This is a genomic window from Roseovarius indicus, assembly GCF_008728195.1.
Lineage (GTDB): Bacteria > Pseudomonadota > Alphaproteobacteria > Rhodobacterales > Rhodobacteraceae > Roseovarius > Roseovarius indicus.
Genome location: NZ_CP031599.1, coordinates 417166 through 438703, shown reverse-complemented (window position 1 = coordinate 438703; position 21538 = coordinate 417166). Strand labels below are relative to the sequence as shown.

The window sequence follows — 21538 nt, the reverse complement described above, 5'->3', positions numbered from 1 at the left end:
GAAGAGGAACATGCCCAAGCGCGATTTCAGCCATTCAGTTTCCAGTAAAATACGCGACCTTCAGGAGAGGCGTGAGCACCTCGAAGCCGCGGCGCCGGATCGAGCGATGGATCTTGCGGTATCTCTCTGCCTGCACCTGTCCGAGTTGATCAGCTTGGCCAGCTACAGCCTGATTCGTGGAGGTGGTGTCAAATGGCTAGTTGCCGGTTTGAGCGGGGTTTCTTCGCTGCCCGCGATATTGGTCACGGTGTTCCTAGCGCGGAAGCCAAGGACTGTCCGGTTTGATTGCCGCGGATTTCCTCAAGCACACCTTTTAGGCCACCTCCGTCAGCGCATCGATGACGGGGCATTCGGGCACATCGTCTCCGCTGCATTGCGCCACGGTGGACGACAGGACGTGTTCGATGCGCTTGAGATCGGCGATCTTGGCGCGGACCGAGGCGAGATGCGCATTCGCAAGAACCTGCACTTCGCCGCAGGTCTGGGCCCCGCCATCGACCAATGCGAGCAGATCGCGAACTTCGTCGAGCGTGAACCCCAGCTCGCGCGCGCGCATGATGAAGCGCAGACGCGCGACATGCCTGTCATCGTAGACACGATAGTTTTTGCTGGAGCGCGGCGGCTCGGGCATCACGCCGATGTTCTCGTAGTATCGAATGGTCTCGAGGTTGCAGCCGGTCAGTTTGGCCAGATCTCCGCGCCTTAGGACCTTCACCGATCTGTGATGATTATTCACACCAAACCCCCTTGAGCCTGTACCAGCTACAGACCCTAGATTGAGATCATCACTGAGGCAAGGATGATTCGAACCATGACTGAAACCACCTCCGTAGGCCGCCAGACGGCAATGGACGAAACCCCGGCAGCCGACAAAAGGGCATGGGCGACAACCGGGCTTGGCGTGCTGGGCGCGCTGGCTATGACGTCGTGCTGCATCCTGCCGCTGGTGCTGGTGAGTTTCGGCGTCACCGGCGTGTTCATTGCCCAGTTGGGTGCGTTCTATCAATACAAGTGGATCACTTTTGCGCTGAGTGCCGCCTTCATCGGCTATGGCTTTTACATGGCGTATCGCCCGATCCCGGCTGAGGCCTGCGCCGACGGCACCTGTGCGCGTCCGATGAACCGAACACTCATGCGATCCATTCTCTGGGTTGCCACCGCGATCGTCGCCGTGGCGATGATCTTCCCTTACCTGACACCCTACATCCTGTCCTACTGAAAGGCTCGACCTATGAAAAATCTCTATCTCGCACTCGCGACCCTGGGAATTCTGGCCGCAATGCCCGCCAGTGCTGATGAACAGCGCATCAATGTCGGTGTCGGCGAACTTACCTGCCCAACCTGTTCGTTCACCGTCGCGGCGGCCATGCGCGGCGTGCCCACGGTCGAAATCATTGACTTCCAGGAAGGCGAGGAGTTTGGCACGGGCACTTACGTCGTGGCCTTCGACGATCAGGCAGCCAACCCCGACATGATCATCGAGGCGGTTCTGGCCAACGGCTATCCGGCCGAGGTGCTCCAGGCAGGGGACTCCTGAGCAGGGAAGGACGGGTAGGGCCATGGATGACAAGCACATGGGCGGGCTTCTGGCCTTCGTCATTGCCGCGCCGATCATGGTGATCTGCTGTGGCGGCGGGGGCCTCATCCTTGCCGCCATTCTCGGCGGGATTGGCGGGTGGTTGACGGGGCTCGGCGGAATTGCCGCGGTCGTCACGGCAATCGGCGCGGCGCTGGTTGTTCGCGAGATCAGGCGCAGCGGATCAGCAGGTGTCGGTGATGCGCCGGACGAGACCAGTACCAAAACCAAGGCCACCGCCCAGAATATCCACCGCCCGGCCGATGTCGCGGCCGAGTAGAGCAACGCACCGAGACAGGTCTTTTGGCTGTTCGGGACAATCCCGGCTCCGGTGGCACCACGCAAATCATCTACCCGACATAAGGAAACAAATTATGATGCCTTCAGACGACACATCTTCGAACGGCCTTTTGAAAGTGGGCATCATCGGCACCATCATTGTGGCGCTCTGCTGCTTTACACCCATTTTGGTGATCCTTTTCGGCGCGGTCGGCCTGGCCGCCGTCGTCGGATATCTGGACCTCGTGCTGTTTCCGGCACTGGGCGTCTTTATCCTGCTGACCATCTACGCGCTCTGGCGCAAGAACGCGCGCGGCTCGGCATCCTGAGGGAAACTGGGCTGACATCCATCAAAATGACGCCTGAGACGCAACATTGAAGAGAAAAACCTTATGACGAAGAGTTACGACCTTATCGTGATCGGCGGCGGAACCGGCGGCAATGGCGTCGCCCGGATGGCGGCGAATGCCGGCTGGAGCGTCGCCAGCATCGATAGCGAGCCCCATGGCGGCACCTGCGCATTGCGCGGTTGTGATCCCAAGAAGATGCTGATCGCCGTCACCGAGGGCGTCGATTGGGCGGAAAACATGAAAGGTAAGGGGCTGGAGGCGCAGCCTTCGGTCAACTGGTCCGACATGATCGCCTTCAAGCGCAGCTTCACCGACAACATGCCACCGCGCATCGAGGCCGGGCTGGAAAAGGCCGGGATCGACGTCTTGCACGGAGAGGCGCGGTTCACCGGCCCCGATACGATCGAGTTGAACGGCGAGACCCTTAGGGCGACGCATTTTCACATCGCCACTGATGCCCGGCCGATGACGCTGAACATCCCGGGCGAGGAGTATCTCGCCACCAGTACCGATTTCTTGGAACTGCCCGAACGTCCCGACCGCATCGCCTTTGTCGGCGGCGGGTTCATCGCGATGGAATTCTCCCATGTGGCAAAGCGCGCAGGCGCCAGCGAGGTGACAGTGCTGGAAATGATGGACCGCCCATTGGGCAACTTCGATCCCGATCTGGTCGCGATGCTGATCGAGGCGACCGAAGAGCTCGGCGTCGATCTCCGCACCAAGGCGAAGGTGGCAATGATCGAAAAGCAGAGCGACGAATTCGTGGTCACCGTGGAACATCCCGACGGCACCGAAACGATCACTTGCGACCTAGTGGTGCATGGCACCGGCCGCGTGCCAAACATAGACGGGCTGAACCTCGAGGCCGCTGGCGTCGAATACGCGCGCCGCGGCATCAAGGTGAGCAACGCGATGCGTACCACTAACCCGGCCATCTTCGCTGCCGGTGATTGCGCCGATAGCGGATTGAACCTGACCCCCGTCTCGGCGGCAAAGGGACGCGTCGCTGGTAAAAACCTTCTGGCCGGAGAGGACGCGCGGGAGATCAAGTATCCGCCGATCCCGTCAGTGGTCTTCACCCTGCCGATGGTGGCCACGGTAGGCTTGTCGGAAGCGGCGGCCAGAGAGCAGGGGCTGAAATTCGATGTGCATTTCGAGAAGACCGAGGGCTGGTATTCATCCATGCGCGTCGGCGCGAAACACACCGGATTCAAGGTTCTTGTCGAACAGGGCAGCGGGCAAGTTCTCGGCGCGCACCTGATCGGGCCAGGAGCCGAGGAGCAGATCAATCTTTTCGCCATGGCCATGGGTTCCGGGCAGACCGCAAATCAGATCAAGGCGATGATTTTCGCCTATCCGAGCTACGCCTCCGACATCGGGTCAATGGTGTGAAACGAGTTTTGACCAAGCCACGACGACGGCACCGGTTGCTAAAAAGAAGGAAATGACCATGGACCAGACCGTCAAGGCGCATGATTGCTGCTCGACCAACGGAACCAACAGCGGCAGCTATGACCTGATCGTGGTTGGCGCCGGCTCGGCCGGATTCTCCGCTTCGATCACCGCTGCCGAGGCTGGCAAACGGGTGGCACTTGTCGGGCATGGCACGATCGGCGGCACCTGCGTGAACGTCGGCTGTGTGCCGTCCAAGGCAATGATCCGCGCCGCCGAGGCGGTCCATGGCGGCGCGTCCGCTGCCCGGTTTCCGGGCATCTCGCCTTGTGCCCATGCCGTGGACTGGGGTGGCGTGGTGAAAGGCACCGCCGATCTGGTCGAGGAGATGCGGCAGAAGAAATACATCGACCTGCTGCCCGCCTATGAGAACGTCACCTATATCGAGGAAGGCCCGGCGCGACTGGTCGAGGGTGGCGTCGCTGTCGGAGGCCGGGTGATATCCGCGTCGCGCGTCCTGATTGCCACCGGGTCTCGCCCGCATATACCTGTAATTGACGGGATCGAGGCCGTAGAGGCGTTGGATTCCTGGGGACTGCTGACTCTACCCGACCGGCCCGAAAGCATCCTCGTTCTGGGCGGCGGCTATATCGGCTGCGAGCTGGCGCAAATGGCCTCGAGACTGGGGGTGAAGGTCACGCTAGTGACCCGCTCACGCCTTCTGCCAGGCGCCGAGCCGGAGGTGACCGAGGCGCTGACGGAGGCGCTGAAGGTCGAGGGCATCACGGTCGAGACCGGTCTTGCTTACGTCTCGGTCGCGAAAGCTGCGGGCGGCGTCAGTCTGACTGTCGAACGGGGTGGCAAGACCGAGGATCTGACCGCCGAACGGCTGGTTGTGACCACCGGCCGGATCGCCAATTCCGAGAACCTTGGATTGGAAGAGCTTGGCATCGAGACCGATGCGCGCGGCTCGGTCATGGTCGGCCCCGACATGGCGACCACGCGTGCCGGCGTCTGGGCCGCGGGCGATGTCAGTGACCGTGACCAGTTCGTCTACATGGCGGCCTATGGTGCCAAGGTGGCGATCAATAATGCCCTTGGATTGGAGCAGATGCGCTATGACAACGCGGCGATGCCGTGGGTCGTGTTTACCGACCCGCAAGTGGCCGGCGTCGGCCTTTCGGAGGCCGAGGCCAAGACGGCGGGGTACGACGTCAAGACCAGCGTGATCACGCTCGACAACGTCCCGCGCGCCGCCGCTGCACGCGATACCCGCGGCGTGATCAAGCTGGTGGCCGACGTCAAGACCGACCGTCTGCTGGGCGGCCAGATCGCGGCACCGGAGGGATCGGACACGATTCAGACACTGGCCATGGCGCTCAAGTTCGGCATGACCTCCAAGGCCCTCGGCGAGACCATCTTTCCATATCTGACCACGGTAGAGGGACTGAAACTGGCGGCCCAGACTTTTGACAAGGACGTGGCCAAACTCAGTTGCTGCGCGGGGTGACACCATGGGGCCGACCGAGAAATCCGACTTTCTCTCAACCCTTCCCGGGGTGCTGATCGGCTGGGGCTTGCCAATCGCCGCGATGCTCCTGGCGATCGGCGTACCGCATCCGGTCAAGACATGGGTCTGGGTCGGCGCGCTGATCTGGATGGGAGCAGCTTGTCTTTGGAATGCGCGCCGGTGCAAGCGGCGGCATTGTTTCTGGACCGGACCGTTTTTTCTGGTGATGGCGCTGGCCGTATTGGCATACGGGTTCGGCTTCGTGGATCTTGGCGACCAAGGCTGGAAGTGGCTGGGTGCGCTGATCGGGATTGGCGCGTGGGCTATCGCGGCCATCACGGAGCGCGAGGGCAGGTATCGTTGATGGGCCGTGCGGAACGACGACTTTTGACCGTCCCTGTTGGCGTCGCCTGCGATTTTGCAGAACACTTGGTCAATCGACAGGAGAGTGCTGTATCCGCGCGATGGATTATTGGACCACGGAGCTTGATGCAAGTCATAACCGGACCGTCCGTAGCCTGAGGGCATTTCCGATTACCGAAACCGAAGAAAGACTCATCGCAGTGGCTGCAAACATTGGAGAGATCAACAGCCCGAAGAATGGATACAGGATCCCCGCTGCGATCGGTACGCCAGCCGTGTTGTAGATCATCGCGAAGAAGAGGTTCTGCCGGATGTTCCGCATCGTCGCCAGCGAAAGACGCCGCGCGCGGACAAGTCCGTTCAAATCGCCCTTCAACAGCGTGAAGCCGGCACTCTCAATGGCCACATCTGCACCGGTTCCCATTGCGATCCCGACGTCCGCCTGTGCCAGGGCAGGCGCGTCATTCACGCCGTCGCCAGCCATCCCGACCTTGCGACCCTCGGCCTGAAGCTCGCGGATGATGCGCGCCTTGTCTTCGGGCAAGACATCGGCCCGGACATCATCGATCCCAAGCCGTGACGCGACGGCACGCGCCGTGCGTTCGTTGTCACCTGTCGCCATGACAATCCGGAAGCCCAGTTCATGCAGCGCCTTCAATGCGGCGGGCGTCGTTTCCTTGACCGGATCGGCGACACTGACAAGGCCCGCCACGGCGCCGTCGATGATGACGAACATCACCGTTTCTCCTTCGTCGCGACGTGCGTTAGCAACTTGGGTCGCGGCAGGCGCGTCGATTCCAAGCTCACCAAGCATTCGCGCGTTCCCGAGAGCGACGGACTTACCGTCCACGCTTCCCTTGACCCCCATGCCGGTGACCGCCTCGAAGTCTTGCGCGCTGGCAAGGTCTATCCCGCGCGCCTCGGCCCTGCGAACAATGGCCTCGGCCAGTGGGTGCTCCGACCCGCGTTCAAGGCTGGCGGCCAGCCGCAGGACCTCTTCCTCGTCATGGCCGTCCTCGGGAAGGACGGCGGCAAGCTCCGGCTTGCCCATGGTCAATGTGCCGGTCTTGTCGACGATCAGGGTGTCGACCTTCTCGAACGCTTCCAGGGCTTCGGCATTCTTGATGAGAACGCCCGCCTGGGCCCCACGTCCGGTTGCCGTCATGATCGACATCGGTGTCGCGAGCCCCAGCGCACAGGGACAGGCGATGATGAGCACCGCAATCGCGGAGACGAGACCATAGGCGAGGGCAGGGGTGGGCCCCCAGATCGACCAGGCAATGAACGACACGATGGCCACGGCGATCACGGCCGGGACAAAATACCCGGCCACCGCGTCGGCGAGCTTCTGGATCGGCGCACGCGATCTTTGTGCGGCTGCCACCATCTCGACGATCTGCGCAAGCATCGTGTCCTCGCCGACGCGTTTCGCTTCGATGATAATACTGCCAGTGCCGTTGATCGTGGCACCGGTAACGGCATCACCTGTCACCTTTTCGACCGGCACGGGTTCGCCGGTGAGCATCGACTCGTCGACAGAGGACCGCCCGTCGATCACCTCGCCATCCACCGGCACTTTCTCGCCCGGTCGTACCCGGATGTGTTCGCCGATCTGTACATCCTCAAGCGCCACTTCCTCCTCACTTCCATCGGCACGGATAATGCGGGCGCTCTTGGCGGCAAGGTCGAGCAGAGCCCGGATGGCGGAGCCGGTTCGCTCACGTGCGCGCAGCTCTAGTATCTGACCGAGCAGAACCAGCACGACAATCACTGCCCCTGCCTCGAAATAGATGCCAACGTTGCCCTGGTCGTCGCGGAAGCCTGCGGGGAAAAGGCCTGGTGCGATCACCGCGACGGTGCTGAAGGTCCAGGCCGCGAAGACGCCCATCGCGATCAGGCTGAACATGTTGAGGTTCATGGTGCGGAAGCTCTTCCAACCTCGCACCAGAAACGGCCAACCGGACCAGAGGATGACCGGGGTCGCCAGGACCAGTTCAAGCCAATGCGCCACGCCTTCGCCAATCCAGGACCGTACTGGCAGGCCGACAAAGCCTCCCATGGCCAGGATAAGAACCGGAGCCGTCAAGACTGCACCGATCCAGAATCTGCGGGTGAAATCGACGAGTTCAGGATTTGGGCCTTCGTCACCTGTGGGCACGCCCTTGGGTTCCAAAGCCATCCCGCAGATCGGGCAATCACCCGGTCCGACCTGCTCGATCTCGGGATGCATCGGGCAGGTGAAAATCGTGCCCTCAGGCATCGGCTCCGGGGCCTTCCCTGCGCCCAGATATGTCTCTGGCTCGGCGTCGAACTTGCCCTTGCATCGTGACGAGCAGAACAGAAACTCTTCGCCCGCGTGAGTTGATCGGTGTTTGGCCGTCGCGTGATCGACCTTCATCCCGCAGAAGGGATCTATCTCTTCGCGCGTCTCTGTATTTGCAGTGTCCATGTCAGGTCCCTTCGCAAGGTTGCCGACATTCCACGTAATGCTTCTAGTGACTGGAAGGTCAATAGATGACCCGCAAATTTCCAAACAGATCTACTGCCGACGGAAACTTCCAACCTTCCAGCGCTGGAAATTGAATTTCGATGACAATGCTTTAGCTAAAATCTTAACAGAACCAAATGGAAGGAATTGAGTCATGATGGATGGTGGAATGATGGGTGGCGGAATGATGCTTGGAATGGGGGTCGTGTGGCTTCTTGTCGTTGTGGTGCTGATTCTCGCGATCGTGGCGTTGGTGAAATACCTGCGCACATAATGTCGTCGGTAGCATTGTCAGGTTCGCTCTCACCACCTTCAATCTGTCAGGCAAGAACGGCAGCATTGCACTCGTTGAAGGTTTTGGGACAGGCCATCGTCCGACTCGCAGTTATTAAAGGGTGTAGAAGCGACGTATTCTGCGCGCCAGACATGCGTGAGCCGACGATCCAAGGAAAATGATCAACCTCCCTTGACCTTCCAGTAAGTGGAAGCCCTATATCTGGTCCTGATAAGAGGATTGTCAGCCATGAATATCGGAAATGTCTCGGAGATGAGCGGTTTGCCCGCAAAAACAATCCGGTATTACGAGGATATCGGACTCGTGCAACCGTCGCGGCGTGAAAACGGGTACCGCGATTTCGCTGTTCAGGATCTGCACAAGCTGGCGTTTCTTGGCCGGGCGCGGTCGTTGGGTTTCAGCATCGAGGAATGTCGCACGCTGTTGTCATTATACGAGGATCGCGAACGGTCCAGCGCCGACGTCAAGGCGATCGCCCAAAGTCACCTCGCGCGGGTGGACCAAAAAATCGAGGAGTTGCAGGCGCTGAGCGCGACGCTTCGCAATCTTGTCGTTCGCTGCCATGGCGATGATCGTCCTGACTGCCCGATAATGGATGACCTGACGGGTTCCGACCTCGCGGAGACGCAAAAATATCCCGCTGGAACAACCTACTGAACACTGGTAAATTAGTCATATGCACTTCGTCGCCCGCCTCATCATTATAGCCGTCCTTGCCGCCTTCGCGGCAAGTTCGGTTGCGCATGCGGCCGGTTCGGCCAAGATGGCATCGGAAATGATCACAGCCGGAGCTGAAATGCCAGGTGCTGACTGTGAGGCGTGCGATGGTTCGGCGGGACCCTCAGGCATCGCTTGCGATTTCGTATGCAACTCGGCGACCGCCGCCGCGCTGTTGGAAACGTCGGCGGAATTTGGTCTTCATGCAATTTCGAGCGCGCATGGAATGCCGATCGCGCGTGATTTTCGCGGTCTGACCAGCCCCCCTGCCAAACAGCCTCCAAGATTCCTTCTCTGATCTGACACGCGCCGCGGTTTCGCGGCCGCAGTGTCATGCCGTGACGCCGGAGCAATGCCGCTCCGCGTTGCGGGTATTTCCAACCGCAGTTGCCGCTTTGGCTCCAGCGGAGAACCGAATTATCAGAGAGCCCCAGTCCGATGTCTTTGAAATACAAACCTACCGTCACGCGCCGCGCCTTTGTCGCGTCGTCGCTCGCGGGTGTCATTTCCACCACTCTGTCTTTTCCGGGGGCGGCGGAAGCCGCCACCCAGAAATTCTCGCTCCGGGCCGCACAGGGAAGAACAAGGATTGTTCCTGAGCCACATTCCGACACCGCGGCCTGGTGCTACAACGGCAAAGTACCGGGCCCGGAGATCCGCATCCGGCAAGGCGAACGCCTGCAGGTCGAGGTTACCAACGACCTTGCAGAGGAAACCACCGTGCATTGGCATGGTATCCGGCTTCCGAACGCAATGGACGGGGTGCCGCACCTTACACAGGTGCCGATCGCCCCGGGCGACAAGTTCGTCTATGAATTCGATGCAGTCGATGCCGGCACCTTCTGGTATCACCCACATCAGCGCAGCTTCGAGCAAGTCGGGCGCGGTCTCTACGGTCCCCTTATCGTCGAGGAGGCCAATCCCCCTCGTGTCGACCGCGAAGTTATCTGGGTGCTGGACGACTGGCGACTGACCGACGACGCATCGATTTCTGACGATTTCGGCAATGCCCATGACGTGAGTCACGCGGGCCGCCTCGGCAACACCGTGACGATCAACGGTCTTGTGCCGGAGACATTCGCCGTGGCATCAGGGGAGCGGATCCGCCTCCGCCTGATCAACGCCGCGAATGCCCGGATCTTCGCGCTCGATTTCGGGGACCATACACCGCGCATCATCGCGCTCGACGGCCAACCCGTCACGCCACATGACCCGCCGGGCGGTCTTGTCGTTCTTGGACCCGCAATGCGCGCCGACGTAATCCTGGATTGCATCGGTGAGCCCGGCGCGCAATCCCAGCTTGTCGACCGTGCCTATCGCGGGAACGATTTTCGAGTCCTCGATTTCACCTACGCTGATACCGCCCTGCGCGAGGCTACACCGGACTGGCCGATCACACTGCCAGTCAACCCTATTCCCGAACCAGACCTGAGTTCCGCGCAGCGTCATGAGGTGACGTTCACCGGCGGGATGATGGGCATGATGGTGGAGCGGGAGATGGGCCTGGAGCCGCGTGGAGGCATGATGGGCGGCGGGATGATGGGCATGATGCATGACGGGCGCGGCATCTGGTTCGTCAACGGAAAAGGCGCCGAGGGGCATGTGCTCGACCCGTTCCTGACGCTTAAACGCGACGCAAGTCACATTCTGGAAATGACCAACGCGACCGCTTTTGATCACCCGATTCATCTGCACGGCCACTCATTCCGCGTGATCAGCCGAAACGGTGCGCCGACGCCGCATCGGGAATGGCAGGACACGGTGCTCATGGCGCCCCGCGAACGGGTCGAGATCGCCTTCGTCGCCGACAACCTCGGCGACTGGATGTTCCACTGCCACATTCTCGAACACCAAGCTGCGGGAATGATGGGCGTGATCCGCGTCGCATGAGCTCCGGAGGAGGACAAGATATGACAAACAGTACCTTGAATTTTGAGCCGGACAGACGCCACTTCCTGGCACTGGGTATGGGTGCAGCCGCAGTGCTCGTATTGCCCGGCGCGGTGCGCGCGGCCGACCGGGCGGCCGATATTCGAACGCTCGCCTTCGACGGCGACACGCTGCTGATCGCAGGCGCAACACTGAGGGCGAGCCCCGATGACGGTGGCAGCTGGGAAGAGAGGCCAACACCCGCGCCGATCGCCTCGATCGCCACGCATCCTGCGCGTCCCGGACGTCTCCTTGCCGGACTGGCGCATGGAGGGGTGGCCGTGTCCAACGATGGCGGAGCGACATGGACTGCCCGAAGCGAGGGGCTAGCCTCCGGCGAGGTCACCGCGCTGGCTGTGGCCGCTGGAAATCCCGATATGTTCTATGCCGCGATCCGCGGCGATGGCCTTTGGAAGAGCGAAGATGCAGGCGCAACGTGGGCCCTGGCGATGGACCGGCCCTGGCTTGACGAGGCCGAGCGTGACCCTCTGACGCTGGCGTCGGTCGATCTCGAAACCGGGATGGGCGGCATATGGATTTATGCCGGAACCGAGAAAGGCCTGACCCGCGTGCCGGACTGTTTCTGCCGCTGGCAGGACGTTCAGCCGGGCAATGCGATGGACGCTCTTGTGACGGGTGATGCACCGCCTGCCGAGGCACCACTGCCGGCGAACGAGCCGGTCCTGTCGCTGGCCAGCGCCCTTACGACCCCTTCGACACTTTACGCGGCACTGCCGTCGGGGGTGTGGGCGTCGCAGGACGGCGGCGTGATCTGGTCGCACAAGGCAAAAGGGCAGGGGAGGGCCGTCGCGGTCCACCCTCGGGACGAAAATCACGTGTCCGCCCTCCTAGACGGCACTCTGAAACTTAGCCGCGACGCCGGCGCAACCTGGACCGCGATCACGGTCGCATGATGGAGAACCCCATGAACAGAAGAATTTTCCTGGCTTCGCTCGCTGCACTTGGTACCGGCGGCGTCTTCGCATTCACGACGCTGACCTCGGCGCAAAACACTGGAGACGTGACCAGTTCAACAACCTCTGGTTCGGCAAGCGGGCCGAAGCAAATCACAATCTGGCGCGATCCAGGCTGTGGTTGCTGCGACACCTACGCCGATTATCTGGAAGAGAACGGCTATCAGGTGACACGCATCGACGATCGGGATTTTGATAAGCGCTCGATCGAAGTCGGCGTTCCCGAGCAGGGGCTCGGCTGTCATCTGGCCGAGATCGAAGGCTATTATGTCAGTGGACTGGTGCCCTCGGAGATCCTGGAAAGGCTGGTCACGGAGAAACCCGACATCACCGGCATTACATTGCCGGGCATGCCTTCGAACGCGCCAGGCATGGCACGAGTAAAGACCGGTACGCTCAAGACCTATGCGTTCGGCGAGGGCGGGATCACCGTTTATTCCGATGAGTAACTGCATGGACATGATGACCGGCCCGATGATGGGGGTGATGATGTTCGGTGGAGGGCTTTTGCTCCTGCTCGTCGCCGCGGTTCTGGTGCTCAGCCTCGTCGCACTCGTGAAATACCTCAGGAGTTCGACGTGAGACGGGCCGCAACAATCGGTGCCGCTGTTGCCGCATTTACCGCGATCGGCTTTGCCGTCCTCGCGCAATCGGAAAGTGACGAGGATCTGGTGGACGGGCTGTCCTTCCTCGGCGACCCTGTGACCGCTGCGGACATCGCAGCAGGCGAAACTCTCTATGCGGAGAATTGCGCATCCTGTCACGGTGCCGAACTGGAGGGACAGCCCGATTGGCGGCGGCGTCTAGACAATGGGCGCATGCCCGCGCCGCCACATGACGAAACCGGCCATACCTGGCACCATTCGGACCGAAATCTCTTCATCGTGACCAAAGGTGGAGTCGGTGCCGTCGTGCCTGGCTACGAAAGCGATATGCCGGCGTACGAAGGCATCCTGACCGACGACGAGATTGCCGATGTTCTCTCTTACATCAAGAGCACCTGGCCGGATCGACAGCGCGAATTTCAGGCAGAAGTATCTGCCAACGACAAGGGTGATTTATGAGCGTGGCCGAGGAACCCCGCCGCCGGACGAGTCGGCTTGTCACCGTGCTGCCAGTTGCGATCTTCGCCCTCATCGGCGCGGGTTTTTATTGGGGGCTGTTCAAGGGTGACGACACTCTACCCTCGCCGCTTATTGGCAAGTCGGTGCCTGAGTTCGACTTGCCGCCGATAGAGGGGCGCGCCGACGGCCTGTCGACCGCCAACCTGAAAGGGCAGGTGTCCATTGTCAACGTCTGGGCGTCCTGGTGCGTCCCTTGCCGGGTCGAGATGCCCTTGCTGAATGAGTTGGCCGCCCGGAACGAAGTCGCGATTTTCGCCATCAACCACAAGGATCGGCCCGAGGATGCCTTGGGCTTTCTCACCGAACTTGGTGACCCATACACTCGCATCGGCGCCGACCGGAACGGGCGCGTGTCCATCGATTGGGGCGTCTACGGCCTGCCGGAGACCTTCGTGATCGATGCCGAAGGGCGGATTGCCTACAAGCATATCGGCCCGTTCAACCGCCGTTCTCTGGAGGAAGACATCCTTCCCGTTGTGCGGCGCCTTCAGGAAGGAGCCGGATCATGAAACGACGCGAATTGTTGGCTGGCATGGCGGCGCTTGGCGTCGCTGGATCGGTTCAGGCACGACCCCTGATGCCGCTTCACGACAAGCCGCGAGAAATGCTGTCGCCGCCTTTCGTCGATGGACAGGGCCGCGATCTGACGCTGGCGGATTTCCGGGGCAGGGTGGTTCTGCTGAATCTCTGGGCGACTTGGTGCGTCCCTTGTCGCGAAGAGATGCCGACGCTCGACGGCTTGCAGGAAAAGCTGGGCGGTGACGATTTTCATGTCCTGCCACTGTCCATCGACCGCGCGGGAATGAAAGTGGTGCGCCGCTTCTACGAGGAAATCGGTATTCGCCATCTTGGAATGTACCTCGCCGACAGCACACGGGCGATGCTGGCCTTCGGCGCTCTGGGCCTTCCCACCACGATCCTGATCGACCGCGACGGTTTCGAGCGCGGCAGGCTTGTCGGGCCGGCTGAATGGGACAGTCCCGAGGTCATGGCCCAAATCCAGACCATCATCAACGAAAGGAGTGAATAACCAATGTCTGAAACTTCATCTCACAGTGAAAATCCGGAGGCACGCCCGTGGCGGCCGCAATTGGGACAGCGTGGCCTAATTCTTGCGTCAATGGCGATCATCGGTGCCGGGCTTTACCTGAACTGGGGCTGGGTGACGGCCATTGGGGCCGCCCCACTGATCTTGGCCGTGGCACCCTGCGCCGTGATGTGCGGGCTTGGCGTCTGCGTGATGTGCAAATCAAAATCATGTGACATCAAGAGCACGGCCGCAGAGCCGAGCCTGCCGAGGGACTGAACCCGAAAACCTCAAGAAACCTTAAGGAGAAACTGATGACACTTTTCAAGAAACTGAGCATGGCGACTGCCGTATCCACGCTTTTGGCCACCGGTGTATTCGCCCAGGACAACACCGGTTCGTCCGGCCAGATGATGGACGGTGAGAACGGAAGGGCCGGCAATATGATGGACGGCGACATGTCCGGCATGGACGGCATGATGCCCATGATGAAGATGATGCAGAAAATGGGCCCGATGATGGAGGCCTGCACCGAGATGATGGAGGCCATGAACAACTCCGAGGGTGAAACCACTCCTTCGACCGACAAGGGCTGATCAATCATCGCCGGGGGCCAAGGCCCCCGGCGATTTGACAGGGAAAAATAGATGATACTCAAAACTGCCCTTCGCATGCTTGCGGTCTTTCTCTGGCCCCTAATTTCTTTGCCCACGACTTCGCTGGCGCAGCAATCGACGCCGCTCGATCAGGTCGGGCAAGAGGGCATCAAAGCCTTGATCCTGCAAACCATCCGCGAGAACCCGGAAGTTCTGGTGGATACGCTCCTGGCCTTCCAGGAAGAGGCTCAGGCACAAGCCCAGGCCGAACAACGGGCTGCGACTCAGCGCGTGGGTGACCTTCTGCGGGCGGACCCGAACACCGGTGTGATGGGCAATCCTGAGGGCGAGATCGTGCTCGTCGAATTCTTCGACTACAACTGCCCCTACTGTCGACGCGCGGCCCCGGTCCTTTTCGAACTGAGCGAGGAGAATCCCGACCTGCGCATCATCATGCGGGAGTGGCCAATTATCGGACCCGACTCCGAGCTGGCGGCTCGAGCGTCGCTGGCGGCGACACAACAGGACAAGTTTGAGGCCTTCCACGAGGCGCTGATGGCGCAGCCGCGGGCCAATGCCGTCATGATCAGGCGGGCCGCTGAGCAGGCGGGGCTGGATTATGACCAGTTGCAGGCGGACATGGGCGCGCCTGAAGTCGATGCCCATATCGCAACGTCTCACGATCTTGCGCGGCAGCTTGGAATATCCGGCACGCCGACGTTTCTGATCGGGGAAACGCTCGTTCCCGGATTGTTGGAAAAGGCCGATCTTCAGGCTTTGATTGCGGAGGCCGGAGATGTCAATTGAACCCGGTGAAACCCCTCCGGAAGCGCGGCTCCTGAGATCCATATTGTGGGGCGCGGTATTTGTGGCCATTGCCGGGGTCGCAATATTCTCTGCCTTGGAAATGTATCTCGGCAATGGATCGAAGACTGTCCGCTATTCGGGCGAGGCGGATATTCGATCCGAATTTTCACTCACGGATCATACCGGACAGGAGGTGACCCAAGCTGATTATTCTGATCGCTGGCAACTTGTTTTTTTTGGTTTCACCAACTGCCCCGACATTTGCCCCACCACACTCGCCTACATGTCGAGCGTTCTGGACTTGCTTGGTGATGATGCGGATCAGGTGGCGCCGATCTTTATCACTGTCGATCCTGCGCGAGACACCGTGCCAGTTATGGCCGAATATGTATCAGTCTTTCATCCAAGACTGATTGGCTTGACCGGAACTGAAGCGCAGGTTGCCGAGGCCACCAGAAATTTCCGCGCATGGTACAAGCGGACCGAGGATGACAGCGCGCCGGACGGTTATTTCATGGCGCATGCCGGGCACATATACCTCATGCGGCCCAGTGGCGAATTTGAGGCGGTCTATCAGGAAGGCGGCCAACCGCCCGAGGCGCTGGCGCTGGAAATCCGCAAAAAGTTATGAGTGAAGGAACTTGCCAAATGAAGATCACTATACTCGCAACCGCGCTAACCCTCTGGCCGTTCTTCGCATCGGCCGATGTAACGATATCGGACGGTTGGGCCCGCGCGAGCATCCTCGCCTCCCGTCCGGCTGCGGCCTATCTCACGCTCACGAGCAATCAGAGTGATCAACTGGTCGCAATCACGACGCCGATCGCTGGGAACGTCACCATTCACGCCGTCGAGACCGACAACGATGGTGTTAGCAGAATGGTTGAGGTCGACGGCTTGGACCTGCCCTCCGGAGAACCAGTAACCCTCGCGCCCGGCAGCATGCATCTGATGCTGATGGGCCTGTCGGAAAAACTCGAAGAAGGCACATATTTGCCGTTGACCATGACTTTCGCATCGGGTGCCCGAATGGAAGTCAGCCTCCCGGTTCTAGGGCCGGGCGCAATGGGGCCGCAGGAGGAACAGCCATGAAAAACATACTCCTGCTGATAGCCCTCGTCGCGGGCCACCCGGCCTACGCAGATCATCCTGGCGACCGTCTAGACGAGGTGATGGCACAGAAAGAACCTGCTTTCGCTCCCGTTGACCTCAACGAACTTCCTGCGTTGGATCTGCTCGGCCCTGACGGAGAACCGTTGGACTTGGAAAGCCTCTCCGATCAGGTCGTCGTTCTCAGTTTTGTACCTTCCAACTGCGGGTTGCCTTGTGCTGATCAGCAGTCACTTCTTGAAAAGGTGAGGGGCGGAGTGAATGCATCTCCCATGCTGGACATGGTGACCTTCCTTGTGGTGACCGACATCGGTGATCCAGTTCCTGGACCGATTGCCGAGAACGTGGTCATCGCCCAACCACAAGAACCGATCGAAGATCTGATCGAGCAGTATCGCGCGGTTGCGCCAGACGATCCCGAGGCTCCGCTTGTGCATGTAATAGCGCGCGGCAACCGCCACGCCGGGGTCTTTGCGGGTTCCGCTTTCCGGCACATCAACATGATCCTGTACGTCAACGGCCTGACAAACGCGCATTAATCGAAGAACGGACCCCCGGCATGACAGCGAATACCGAAACCACCGAGATGAACGACACCGGGTGGCTCTCCGTCATCCGCCGATACATTGTCTATACCGCTGTCGGTCATCTGATCTGGGAAATGGCGCATATCCCGCTCTACACAATCTGGGTCGAAGGAACCTGGAGCGAAATTGTGTTCGCGGTCGTGCACTGCACCGGCGGAGATCTGTTGATCGCCATGAGCACGCTCTTGCTCGCCCTGTTTCTTGTTGGGGGGCACGCATGGCCGTCGGAACGCGCAGGGCGCGTCCTGGTTCTGGCGGTGGCCATGGGCGTCTCCTACACGATCTTCAGCGAGTGGCTGAACATCGTGATCCGGGGGGCCTGGGCATATCGCGACATCATGCCGGTGGTGCCCGTCATCGACGCCGGTCTCACGCCCCTGCTGCAATGGATCATCGTCCCGACTCTGGCGTACTGGGCCGCTGCCAAAATTCCCCTGCGCAAGCTTTTCAGGGGTGAAGGTGATTCATGGTAGATATCTCGCTTCTGGGCCTCACCGCCGCCCTTCTGGCCGGTACAATATCGTTTCTGTCACCCTGCGTGCTGCCTCTTGTGCCAGGTTATGTCTCCTACGTGGCCGGGCGCACAGCTGCTGAAGGCGGGGCGGCTGCAGCTTCGCCGTCGCGCGCGGTTTGGCTGAGCCTCTGCTTCGTTCTCGGTTTCTCCACCATCTTCATGGGGCTTGGCGCATCCGCGACAGCATTGGGTCAGGCCCTTCTACGGTGGCGGTACGAACTCAACCTCGTTGGAGGCGGCATCATCATTGTCTTCGGGCTTTTCATGATCGGAGCCGCGCGGCTCTCAGTCATGGAGCGTGATTTCCGTTTCAATGTGAACATTCCCGGGGGCCAACCCGCCGCGTCCTACGTTCTCGGACTTGCCTTCGGTTTCGGATGGACGCCTTGTATCGGCCCGATCCTCGGCGCGATCCTGACAGCCAGTGCGGCGAGTGCCACGATGGGCGAAGGTATCATGCTGCTTGCCGTCTATTCCGCGGGCCTTGGAATACCGTTTCTGATCGTGGCCGGATTCACCGACCAGATTGCGGGACGGTTGCGGGCCATCGGCCGGGTCGGGCGCCGCCTTCACCAGGCGGCCGGGGTTGTGATGATACTGATGGGACTGGCAATGATGACAGGACAGTTGAGCGCGCTGTCATACTGGATGCTCGATGCATTTCCCTTGCTAGGGCGGATCGGATGACGGATAGTCGGGTGCTCAACAATGGCGGAAACTAAACTTCCACGTAGCGCTGCCCGTCGTCGCGACTTGCTAGTTTTAGCATCGGTGGGGGTTGCTGCAATCTTGCTCGCTCGCGGCGGGTCTTCGGTGTTGGATCAGGTGGCGCGCGATCTCAACTTCATTGAAGTAGACGATCCACGTGGATTTCGTCGCCTTGGCCTGATTGGAACGACGTCCGCCGCATTTGATCCATTCGTCGGCATGGAAACGACCGATGAAAATCCGGTGAACAACCGAACGGTTTCCAGCGAAAACTTATGCGAGTCGCTGTTTGGCCGAAAGAGCTTCCAAGCCGGCGTCGTGCCAGTGGCATTCTTCTCCGATTACAACTGCCCCAATTGCGAACTAATCTCAGGAGACCTGCTAGAAATTGAGGCCGAGGGAATGGTACATCTCAAGTATCACGAGTGGCCGATTTTCGGGGCGCCGTCTGAAACATCTGCACGTGCTGCGATCGCGGCACATCAGCAGGGTGCGCGGCGCATGTTCAACAGACGGTTGCAGCGGACCAGTCTCGTGCCGACGGATGCATACCTTCGAGAATTGGCGGAAGCTGCCGGTATCAATTCCGAACAATTGTTTGCGGACATGGCGAGCGAGGCCACGACTCAGGAGCTCCGAACGAGTGCTTTGCTTGTCCAACGCTTCGCGTTTCCCGGAACGCCGGCTTTGGTCGTGGGTCGCACAATCGTCATTGGCACGATCCGAAAGGCCACATTGAATTCTTTGATAGCCGCGGAGAGCGACGAAGGCCCACCTCCAGGATGCTAGTCGGCGACTAGTTTGGCAGGTTCGCCGCGCCAATGGTTATCGTTATCTAAGTTGCGAACAAACAAGGCCGTGTGGCATCAATTTTTCTCTTAAACCTCTAGTAACTTAAAGAATCACATCGCCGACACAGAACGGCACCATGGGGCAAGTTGCCAGTAACACCTCACTCCTTCCGGTGCAGGGAGGATTGACAGAGTTGCTTCGGTATCCGATAGTCGGACGGTGAATGTTCAAGTTGTTATATCATGCTGGCTTAAAGCGCTTACGTGCATTGCGTTTGCGTTATCTCTGGTGTTTTCGCCACCTTCTGCTGCTCACGCGGCGTCTGGCATGCATGATACGCATCAAGCCAAGTCGGTCAGTCCTTCTGATACTGCCGCGTCGCATGATGAGGGGTACGATGCGCACGACGCACATATCGTGCGTAAGATTGTGAGCGACATCAGCACCGCAATGTCCGATAAGGGTGACAGAAAGCAACAATTCGATGAGTGTTGCAACGGTATCTGCATTTCTGTCGTTTTACTGGAAGATTCCAAAGTTTGCCCAGAGCGGGTTGGTGCAAAGGTATATGTCATTTTGGACGGCTTCACACATTCTGTCGAAACGTCCGAATTTCTACGGCCTCCTCGATTCCTGATCTGAACCGGCACCCATATAGGGTGTGAACCTTGCGCACGAAGTGCGTGAGACAACGTTCATCAATCAGGTTACGTTCATGAAAATTTATCTACTCATGGGGGCTTCGGCCCTCGGGCTTGGCGCATGCGCCTATGAACCCACTCCGTTGCCGTCCGTTGCGGCTCAAAAGGCCGTTGTCAACGCGACAGTTTCGTCGCCGATCAGCTATCAAAACCCCTTGGCTGGCTACACCTATCGCGGCCCGACAGGGCCCCGCGACTGGCGCAAGGTCAACGAAGAGCAATCGGAGGCAAACTGATGGTTATGTCGAAACTTTCACTCGCGCTCGGCCTCCCGCTGACGCTGGCGGCCTGCGCCACGGCTGTTCCAGAGTCCTACAGAGATCAGAAGGCCGGGTTTGCGAACGTATCAAACCAGACCGCGGCAACGATCGGCAAGAGAACAGCCTTTGCTCAGACCCAAGCCGAGAACGCGGAGCTGAAAAAGCAAGTTCACGCAATGGTCCACCAACGGACGATTTCTGCAGACACCGCCGTCCAAGTCGCGCTCTTGAACAACAAGGGGTTGCAAGCCTCTTACGCTAATGTCGGGCTTTCTGCGGCAGACGCGTGGCAAGAAGCTACGCCTGAAAACCCGATCGTGTCGATCGGGGTGCTGGGTATAGGCGCTGCGGAGTTGGGTGCCTACCGGGCAATCGAGGGGTTGTTTCGTGCGAATATCCTCGATGCACAAACGCGCCAGCAACGTGTTGCGCTTGCCGACGTCAACTTCCGTGCAGCACAGATGAACGCTGTTAACGATACTCTTTCGCTTGCCAACCAAACCCGAACAGCGTGGATCAACGCCGTGGCCGCGTTTGAGACCGTTACGTATCTTAAACGTGCCAAAGCCACATCCGATGCCGGGTCAGAACTTGCGGCCCGGCTGGGCGAGACCGGCGCGCTGAACAAGGCCGGGCAGGCGCGGGAACAAGCGTTCAATGCCGAACTGGCTGGTCAGCTGGCACAGGCGCGCCTCAACGCAGCCGTAGCCAAGGAAGAGTTGACCCGGCTGATGGGGCTGTGGGGCACCGAAGTGAATTATTACGTGCCCGATGTCCTGCCGACCCTGCCACGGTCGGTTGGACCGATCACGAACCTGGAGGGCAAAGCCCTTCGAAACCGGTTCGACTTGCGGGTCGCTAAACTGGGGCTTGAAGCGCAGGCGGCGGCATTCGGGCTGACCGATCAAACGCGGCTTGTGACCGATCTCGAGCTCATCGGAGGCTTCGAAGCTGAACGGGAGAGAGAAGATGGAAACCTTGAAACTGAGACAACCCCGCAGATTGAGCTCGAGTTCGCAATACCGATCTATGACACCGGTAAAGCGAGGATGCGCAAGGCCGAACTGATGTATCTTCAGGCGGCAAATGTCTTGGCCGAACGTGCGGTCAACGTACGGTCTGAGGCACGTGCTGCAGAGACCGCCTATCACGCATCCTACAAGATTGCGCGTCACTATCGCGACGTGCTGGTACCGCTGCGCAAGACCGTCGAGGAAGAGGGTCTGCTGTCCTATAACGGCATGATTACCAACACTTTCGAATTGCTCACGGATGTGCGCGAAAAACTTGGCGCGTCGCTGGAAGCTGCCAATGCAAAGCGCGACTTCTACCTGGCTCAGGCGAACCTGACAACCGCCATCTATGGCGGTGGCGCAGGCGGAATGGGCGATGGAGAGGGCGTATCACTTGCCGCCGGTGGCGGCGCAGGACACTGAAAG

29 protein-coding genes are annotated in these 21538 nt (G+C 60.0%); 27 read left to right on the top strand and 2 right to left on the bottom strand.

Features of this window, described 5'->3' with window-relative positions; translation table 11 throughout:
* Positions 1–313: 313 nt before the first annotated feature.
* Positions 314–715 (bottom strand): MerR family transcriptional regulator, encoded by a 402-nt coding sequence (locus RIdsm_RS28460; protein WP_057821674.1) that lies wholly within the window; start codon positions 713–715, stop codon positions 314–316.
* Positions 716–811: 96 nt separating this feature from the next.
* Between RIdsm_RS28460 and RIdsm_RS28455 the strand changes: the two genes are divergently transcribed.
* From RIdsm_RS28455 to RIdsm_RS28425, 7 genes are all read left to right on the top strand, one after another.
* Positions 812–1219: a mercuric transporter MerT family protein gene (locus tag RIdsm_RS28455; protein ID WP_177228456.1), complete on the top strand. Its 408-nt coding sequence runs from the start codon at positions 812–814 to the stop codon at positions 1217–1219.
* A gap of 12 nt (positions 1220–1231) precedes the next feature.
* Entirely contained in the window at positions 1232–1537 is a 306-nt protein-coding gene (locus RIdsm_RS28450; RefSeq protein ID WP_057821678.1) for a heavy-metal-associated domain-containing protein, read from the top strand.
* Between the two features lie 22 nt (positions 1538–1559).
* Positions 1560–1856, top strand: coding sequence for a hypothetical protein (locus RIdsm_RS28445; RefSeq protein ID WP_057821679.1), 297 nt, complete (start codon positions 1560–1562; stop codon positions 1854–1856).
* Positions 1857–1953: 97 nt separating this feature from the next.
* Positions 1954–2184: a mercury resistance system transport protein MerF gene (merF, locus tag RIdsm_RS28440; RefSeq protein ID WP_057821731.1), complete on the top strand. Its 231-nt coding sequence runs from the start codon at positions 1954–1956 to the stop codon at positions 2182–2184.
* 63 nt (positions 2185–2247) lie between these two features.
* Positions 2248–3597, top strand: coding sequence for a dihydrolipoyl dehydrogenase family protein (locus RIdsm_RS28435; RefSeq protein ID WP_057821681.1), 1350 nt, complete (start codon positions 2248–2250; stop codon positions 3595–3597).
* A gap of 58 nt (positions 3598–3655) precedes the next feature.
* Positions 3656–5107 (top strand): mercury(II) reductase, encoded by a 1452-nt coding sequence (gene merA, locus RIdsm_RS28430; protein WP_057821683.1) that lies wholly within the window; start codon positions 3656–3658, stop codon positions 5105–5107.
* Positions 5108–5111: 4 nt separating this feature from the next.
* The gene (locus RIdsm_RS28425; RefSeq protein WP_057821685.1) at positions 5112–5471 is read left to right on the top strand and encodes a hypothetical protein; all 360 of its coding nucleotides are present in this window, start codon (positions 5112–5114) and stop codon (positions 5469–5471) included.
* A 132-nt stretch (positions 5472–5603) separates the two neighbouring features.
* Here RIdsm_RS28425 and RIdsm_RS28420 read toward each other — a convergent pair whose 3' ends face one another.
* The gene (locus RIdsm_RS28420) at positions 5604–7919 is read right to left on the bottom strand and encodes a heavy metal translocating P-type ATPase (protein WP_074940679.1); all 2316 of its coding nucleotides are present in this window, start codon (positions 7917–7919) and stop codon (positions 5604–5606) included.
* A 562-nt stretch (positions 7920–8481) separates the two neighbouring features.
* Here RIdsm_RS28420 and cueR point away from each other — a divergent pair.
* The 20 genes from cueR (at position 8482) to RIdsm_RS28320 (ending at position 21535) form a co-directional block, all read left to right on the top strand.
* The gene (gene cueR / locus RIdsm_RS28415) at positions 8482–8910 is read left to right on the top strand and encodes a Cu(I)-responsive transcriptional regulator (RefSeq protein ID WP_057821735.1); all 429 of its coding nucleotides are present in this window, start codon (positions 8482–8484) and stop codon (positions 8908–8910) included.
* 19 nt (positions 8911–8929) lie between these two features.
* On the top strand, positions 8930–9268 hold the full coding sequence (locus RIdsm_RS28410; protein WP_074940682.1) for a hypothetical protein: 339 nt from the start codon (positions 8930–8932) through the stop codon (positions 9266–9268).
* A gap of 140 nt (positions 9269–9408) precedes the next feature.
* Positions 9409–10860 carry a multicopper oxidase family protein gene (locus tag RIdsm_RS28405; protein WP_057821687.1) on the top strand — a complete coding sequence of 484 codons (1452 nt, stop codon included), beginning with the start codon at positions 9409–9411 and terminating at the stop codon, positions 10858–10860.
* A 20-nt stretch (positions 10861–10880) separates the two neighbouring features.
* Positions 10881–11813: a beta propeller repeat protein gene (locus RIdsm_RS28400; RefSeq protein ID WP_236553415.1), complete on the top strand. Its 933-nt coding sequence runs from the start codon at positions 10881–10883 to the stop codon at positions 11811–11813.
* Positions 11814–11824: 11 nt separating this feature from the next.
* Positions 11825–12322 carry a DUF411 domain-containing protein gene (locus RIdsm_RS28395; RefSeq protein WP_143100548.1) on the top strand — a complete coding sequence of 166 codons (498 nt, stop codon included), beginning with the start codon at positions 11825–11827 and terminating at the stop codon, positions 12320–12322.
* 4 nt (positions 12323–12326) lie between these two features.
* Positions 12327–12455 (top strand): hypothetical protein, encoded by a 129-nt coding sequence (locus tag RIdsm_RS30830; protein ID WP_268874619.1) that lies wholly within the window; start codon positions 12327–12329, stop codon positions 12453–12455.
* A complete protein-coding gene (locus tag RIdsm_RS28390) occupies positions 12452–12937 on the top strand; it encodes a c-type cytochrome (RefSeq protein WP_057821691.1) in 486 nt (161 codons plus the stop codon). Before RIdsm_RS30830 ends, RIdsm_RS28390 begins: the two co-directional genes overlap by 4 nt.
* Entirely contained in the window at positions 12934–13506 is a 573-nt protein-coding gene (locus RIdsm_RS28385) for a DsbE family thiol:disulfide interchange protein (protein ID WP_057821693.1), read from the top strand. The genes RIdsm_RS28390 and RIdsm_RS28385 overlap by 4 nt, the downstream gene beginning before the upstream one ends.
* Positions 13503–14027, top strand: coding sequence for a TlpA family protein disulfide reductase (locus RIdsm_RS28380; protein WP_057821695.1), 525 nt, complete (start codon positions 13503–13505; stop codon positions 14025–14027). Before RIdsm_RS28385 ends, RIdsm_RS28380 begins: the two co-directional genes overlap by 4 nt.
* A 3-nt stretch (positions 14028–14030) precedes the next feature.
* Positions 14031–14303, top strand: coding sequence for a hypothetical protein (locus RIdsm_RS28375; RefSeq protein ID WP_057821696.1), 273 nt, complete (start codon positions 14031–14033; stop codon positions 14301–14303).
* Positions 14304–14338: 35 nt separating this feature from the next.
* Complete coding sequence (locus RIdsm_RS28370; protein WP_057821698.1) at positions 14339–14620, top strand: hypothetical protein; 282 nt, start codon at positions 14339–14341, stop codon at positions 14618–14620.
* A 51-nt stretch (positions 14621–14671) separates the two neighbouring features.
* Positions 14672–15427, top strand: coding sequence for a DsbA family protein (locus RIdsm_RS28365; protein WP_057821700.1), 756 nt, complete (start codon positions 14672–14674; stop codon positions 15425–15427).
* Complete coding sequence (locus RIdsm_RS28360; RefSeq protein ID WP_057821739.1) at positions 15417–16058, top strand: SCO family protein; 642 nt, start codon at positions 15417–15419, stop codon at positions 16056–16058. Before RIdsm_RS28365 ends, RIdsm_RS28360 begins: the two co-directional genes overlap by 11 nt.
* Positions 16059–16075: 17 nt before the next feature.
* On the top strand, positions 16076–16519 hold the full coding sequence (locus RIdsm_RS28355) for a copper chaperone PCu(A)C (RefSeq protein WP_057821702.1): 444 nt from the start codon (positions 16076–16078) through the stop codon (positions 16517–16519).
* On the top strand, positions 16516–17076 hold the full coding sequence (locus tag RIdsm_RS28350; protein ID WP_057821704.1) for a hypothetical protein: 561 nt from the start codon (positions 16516–16518) through the stop codon (positions 17074–17076). The genes RIdsm_RS28355 and RIdsm_RS28350 overlap by 4 nt, the downstream gene beginning before the upstream one ends.
* 20 nt (positions 17077–17096) lie before the next feature.
* Complete coding sequence (locus RIdsm_RS28345) at positions 17097–17597, top strand: hypothetical protein (RefSeq protein WP_057821707.1); 501 nt, start codon at positions 17097–17099, stop codon at positions 17595–17597.
* On the top strand, positions 17591–18325 hold the full coding sequence (locus tag RIdsm_RS28340) for a cytochrome c biogenesis CcdA family protein (protein ID WP_057821709.1): 735 nt from the start codon (positions 17591–17593) through the stop codon (positions 18323–18325). The genes RIdsm_RS28345 and RIdsm_RS28340 overlap by 7 nt, the downstream gene beginning before the upstream one ends.
* A gap of 21 nt (positions 18326–18346) precedes the next feature.
* A complete protein-coding gene (locus tag RIdsm_RS28335; RefSeq protein WP_082647570.1) occupies positions 18347–19135 on the top strand; it encodes a DsbA family protein in 789 nt (262 codons plus the stop codon).
* A gap of 664 nt (positions 19136–19799) precedes the next feature.
* Positions 19800–20075, top strand: a complete 276-nt coding sequence (locus tag RIdsm_RS28325) for a hypothetical protein (protein WP_057821713.1) — start codon at positions 19800–19802, stop codon at positions 20073–20075.
* The gene (locus RIdsm_RS28320; RefSeq protein ID WP_057821715.1) at positions 20075–21535 is read left to right on the top strand and encodes a TolC family protein; all 1461 of its coding nucleotides are present in this window, start codon (positions 20075–20077) and stop codon (positions 21533–21535) included. The genes RIdsm_RS28325 and RIdsm_RS28320 overlap by 1 nt, the downstream gene beginning before the upstream one ends.
* The last annotated feature ends 3 nt before the right edge of the window (positions 21536–21538 follow it).

Excerpts from the sequence above, each read along its gene's own strand:
- RIdsm_RS28400 (WP_236553415.1), top strand. The coding sequence starts at position 10,881 with ATGACAAACAGTACCTTGAATTTTGAGCCGGACAGACGCCACTTCCTG.
- RIdsm_RS28340 (WP_057821709.1), top strand. The coding sequence starts at position 17,591 with ATGGTAGATATCTCGCTTCTGGGCCTCACCGCCGCCCTTCTGGCCGGT.
- RIdsm_RS28350 (WP_057821704.1), top strand. The coding sequence starts at position 16,516 with ATGAAAAACATACTCCTGCTGATAGCCCTCGTCGCGGGCCACCCGGCC.
- merF (WP_057821731.1), top strand. The coding sequence starts at position 1,954 with ATGCCTTCAGACGACACATCTTCGAACGGCCTTTTGAAAGTGGGCATC.
- RIdsm_RS28355 (WP_057821702.1), top strand. The coding sequence starts at position 16,076 with ATGAAGATCACTATACTCGCAACCGCGCTAACCCTCTGGCCGTTCTTC.
- RIdsm_RS28420 (WP_074940679.1), bottom strand. The coding sequence starts at position 7,919 with ATGGACACTGCAAATACAGAGACGCGCGAAGAGATAGATCCCTTCTGC.
- RIdsm_RS28345 (WP_057821707.1), top strand. The coding sequence starts at position 17,097 with ATGACAGCGAATACCGAAACCACCGAGATGAACGACACCGGGTGGCTC.
- RIdsm_RS28395 (WP_143100548.1), top strand. The coding sequence starts at position 11,825 with ATGAACAGAAGAATTTTCCTGGCTTCGCTCGCTGCACTTGGTACCGGC.
- RIdsm_RS28425 (WP_057821685.1), top strand. The coding sequence starts at position 5,112 with ATGGGGCCGACCGAGAAATCCGACTTTCTCTCAACCCTTCCCGGGGTG.
- RIdsm_RS28335 (WP_082647570.1), top strand. The coding sequence starts at position 18,347 with ATGGCGGAAACTAAACTTCCACGTAGCGCTGCCCGTCGTCGCGACTTG.
- RIdsm_RS28375 (WP_057821696.1), top strand. The coding sequence starts at position 14,031 with ATGTCTGAAACTTCATCTCACAGTGAAAATCCGGAGGCACGCCCGTGG.
- RIdsm_RS28435 (WP_057821681.1), top strand. The coding sequence starts at position 2,248 with ATGACGAAGAGTTACGACCTTATCGTGATCGGCGGCGGAACCGGCGGC.
- cueR (WP_057821735.1), top strand. The coding sequence starts at position 8,482 with ATGAATATCGGAAATGTCTCGGAGATGAGCGGTTTGCCCGCAAAAACA.
- RIdsm_RS28385 (WP_057821693.1), top strand. The coding sequence starts at position 12,934 with ATGAGCGTGGCCGAGGAACCCCGCCGCCGGACGAGTCGGCTTGTCACC.
- RIdsm_RS28455 (WP_177228456.1), top strand. The coding sequence starts at position 812 with ATGACTGAAACCACCTCCGTAGGCCGCCAGACGGCAATGGACGAAACC.
- RIdsm_RS28370 (WP_057821698.1), top strand. The coding sequence starts at position 14,339 with ATGACACTTTTCAAGAAACTGAGCATGGCGACTGCCGTATCCACGCTT.
- RIdsm_RS28445 (WP_057821679.1), top strand. The coding sequence starts at position 1,560 with ATGGATGACAAGCACATGGGCGGGCTTCTGGCCTTCGTCATTGCCGCG.
- RIdsm_RS28360 (WP_057821739.1), top strand. The coding sequence starts at position 15,417 with ATGTCAATTGAACCCGGTGAAACCCCTCCGGAAGCGCGGCTCCTGAGA.
- RIdsm_RS30830 (WP_268874619.1), top strand. The coding sequence starts at position 12,327 with ATGGACATGATGACCGGCCCGATGATGGGGGTGATGATGTTCGGTGGA.
- RIdsm_RS28450 (WP_057821678.1), top strand. The coding sequence starts at position 1,232 with ATGAAAAATCTCTATCTCGCACTCGCGACCCTGGGAATTCTGGCCGCA.
- RIdsm_RS28320 (WP_057821715.1), top strand. The coding sequence starts at position 20,075 with ATGGTTATGTCGAAACTTTCACTCGCGCTCGGCCTCCCGCTGACGCTG.
- RIdsm_RS28410 (WP_074940682.1), top strand. The coding sequence starts at position 8,930 with ATGCACTTCGTCGCCCGCCTCATCATTATAGCCGTCCTTGCCGCCTTC.
- RIdsm_RS28365 (WP_057821700.1), top strand. The coding sequence starts at position 14,672 with ATGATACTCAAAACTGCCCTTCGCATGCTTGCGGTCTTTCTCTGGCCC.
- merA (WP_057821683.1), top strand. The coding sequence starts at position 3,656 with ATGGACCAGACCGTCAAGGCGCATGATTGCTGCTCGACCAACGGAACC.
- RIdsm_RS28405 (WP_057821687.1), top strand. The coding sequence starts at position 9,409 with ATGTCTTTGAAATACAAACCTACCGTCACGCGCCGCGCCTTTGTCGCG.
- RIdsm_RS28380 (WP_057821695.1), top strand. The coding sequence starts at position 13,503 with ATGAAACGACGCGAATTGTTGGCTGGCATGGCGGCGCTTGGCGTCGCT.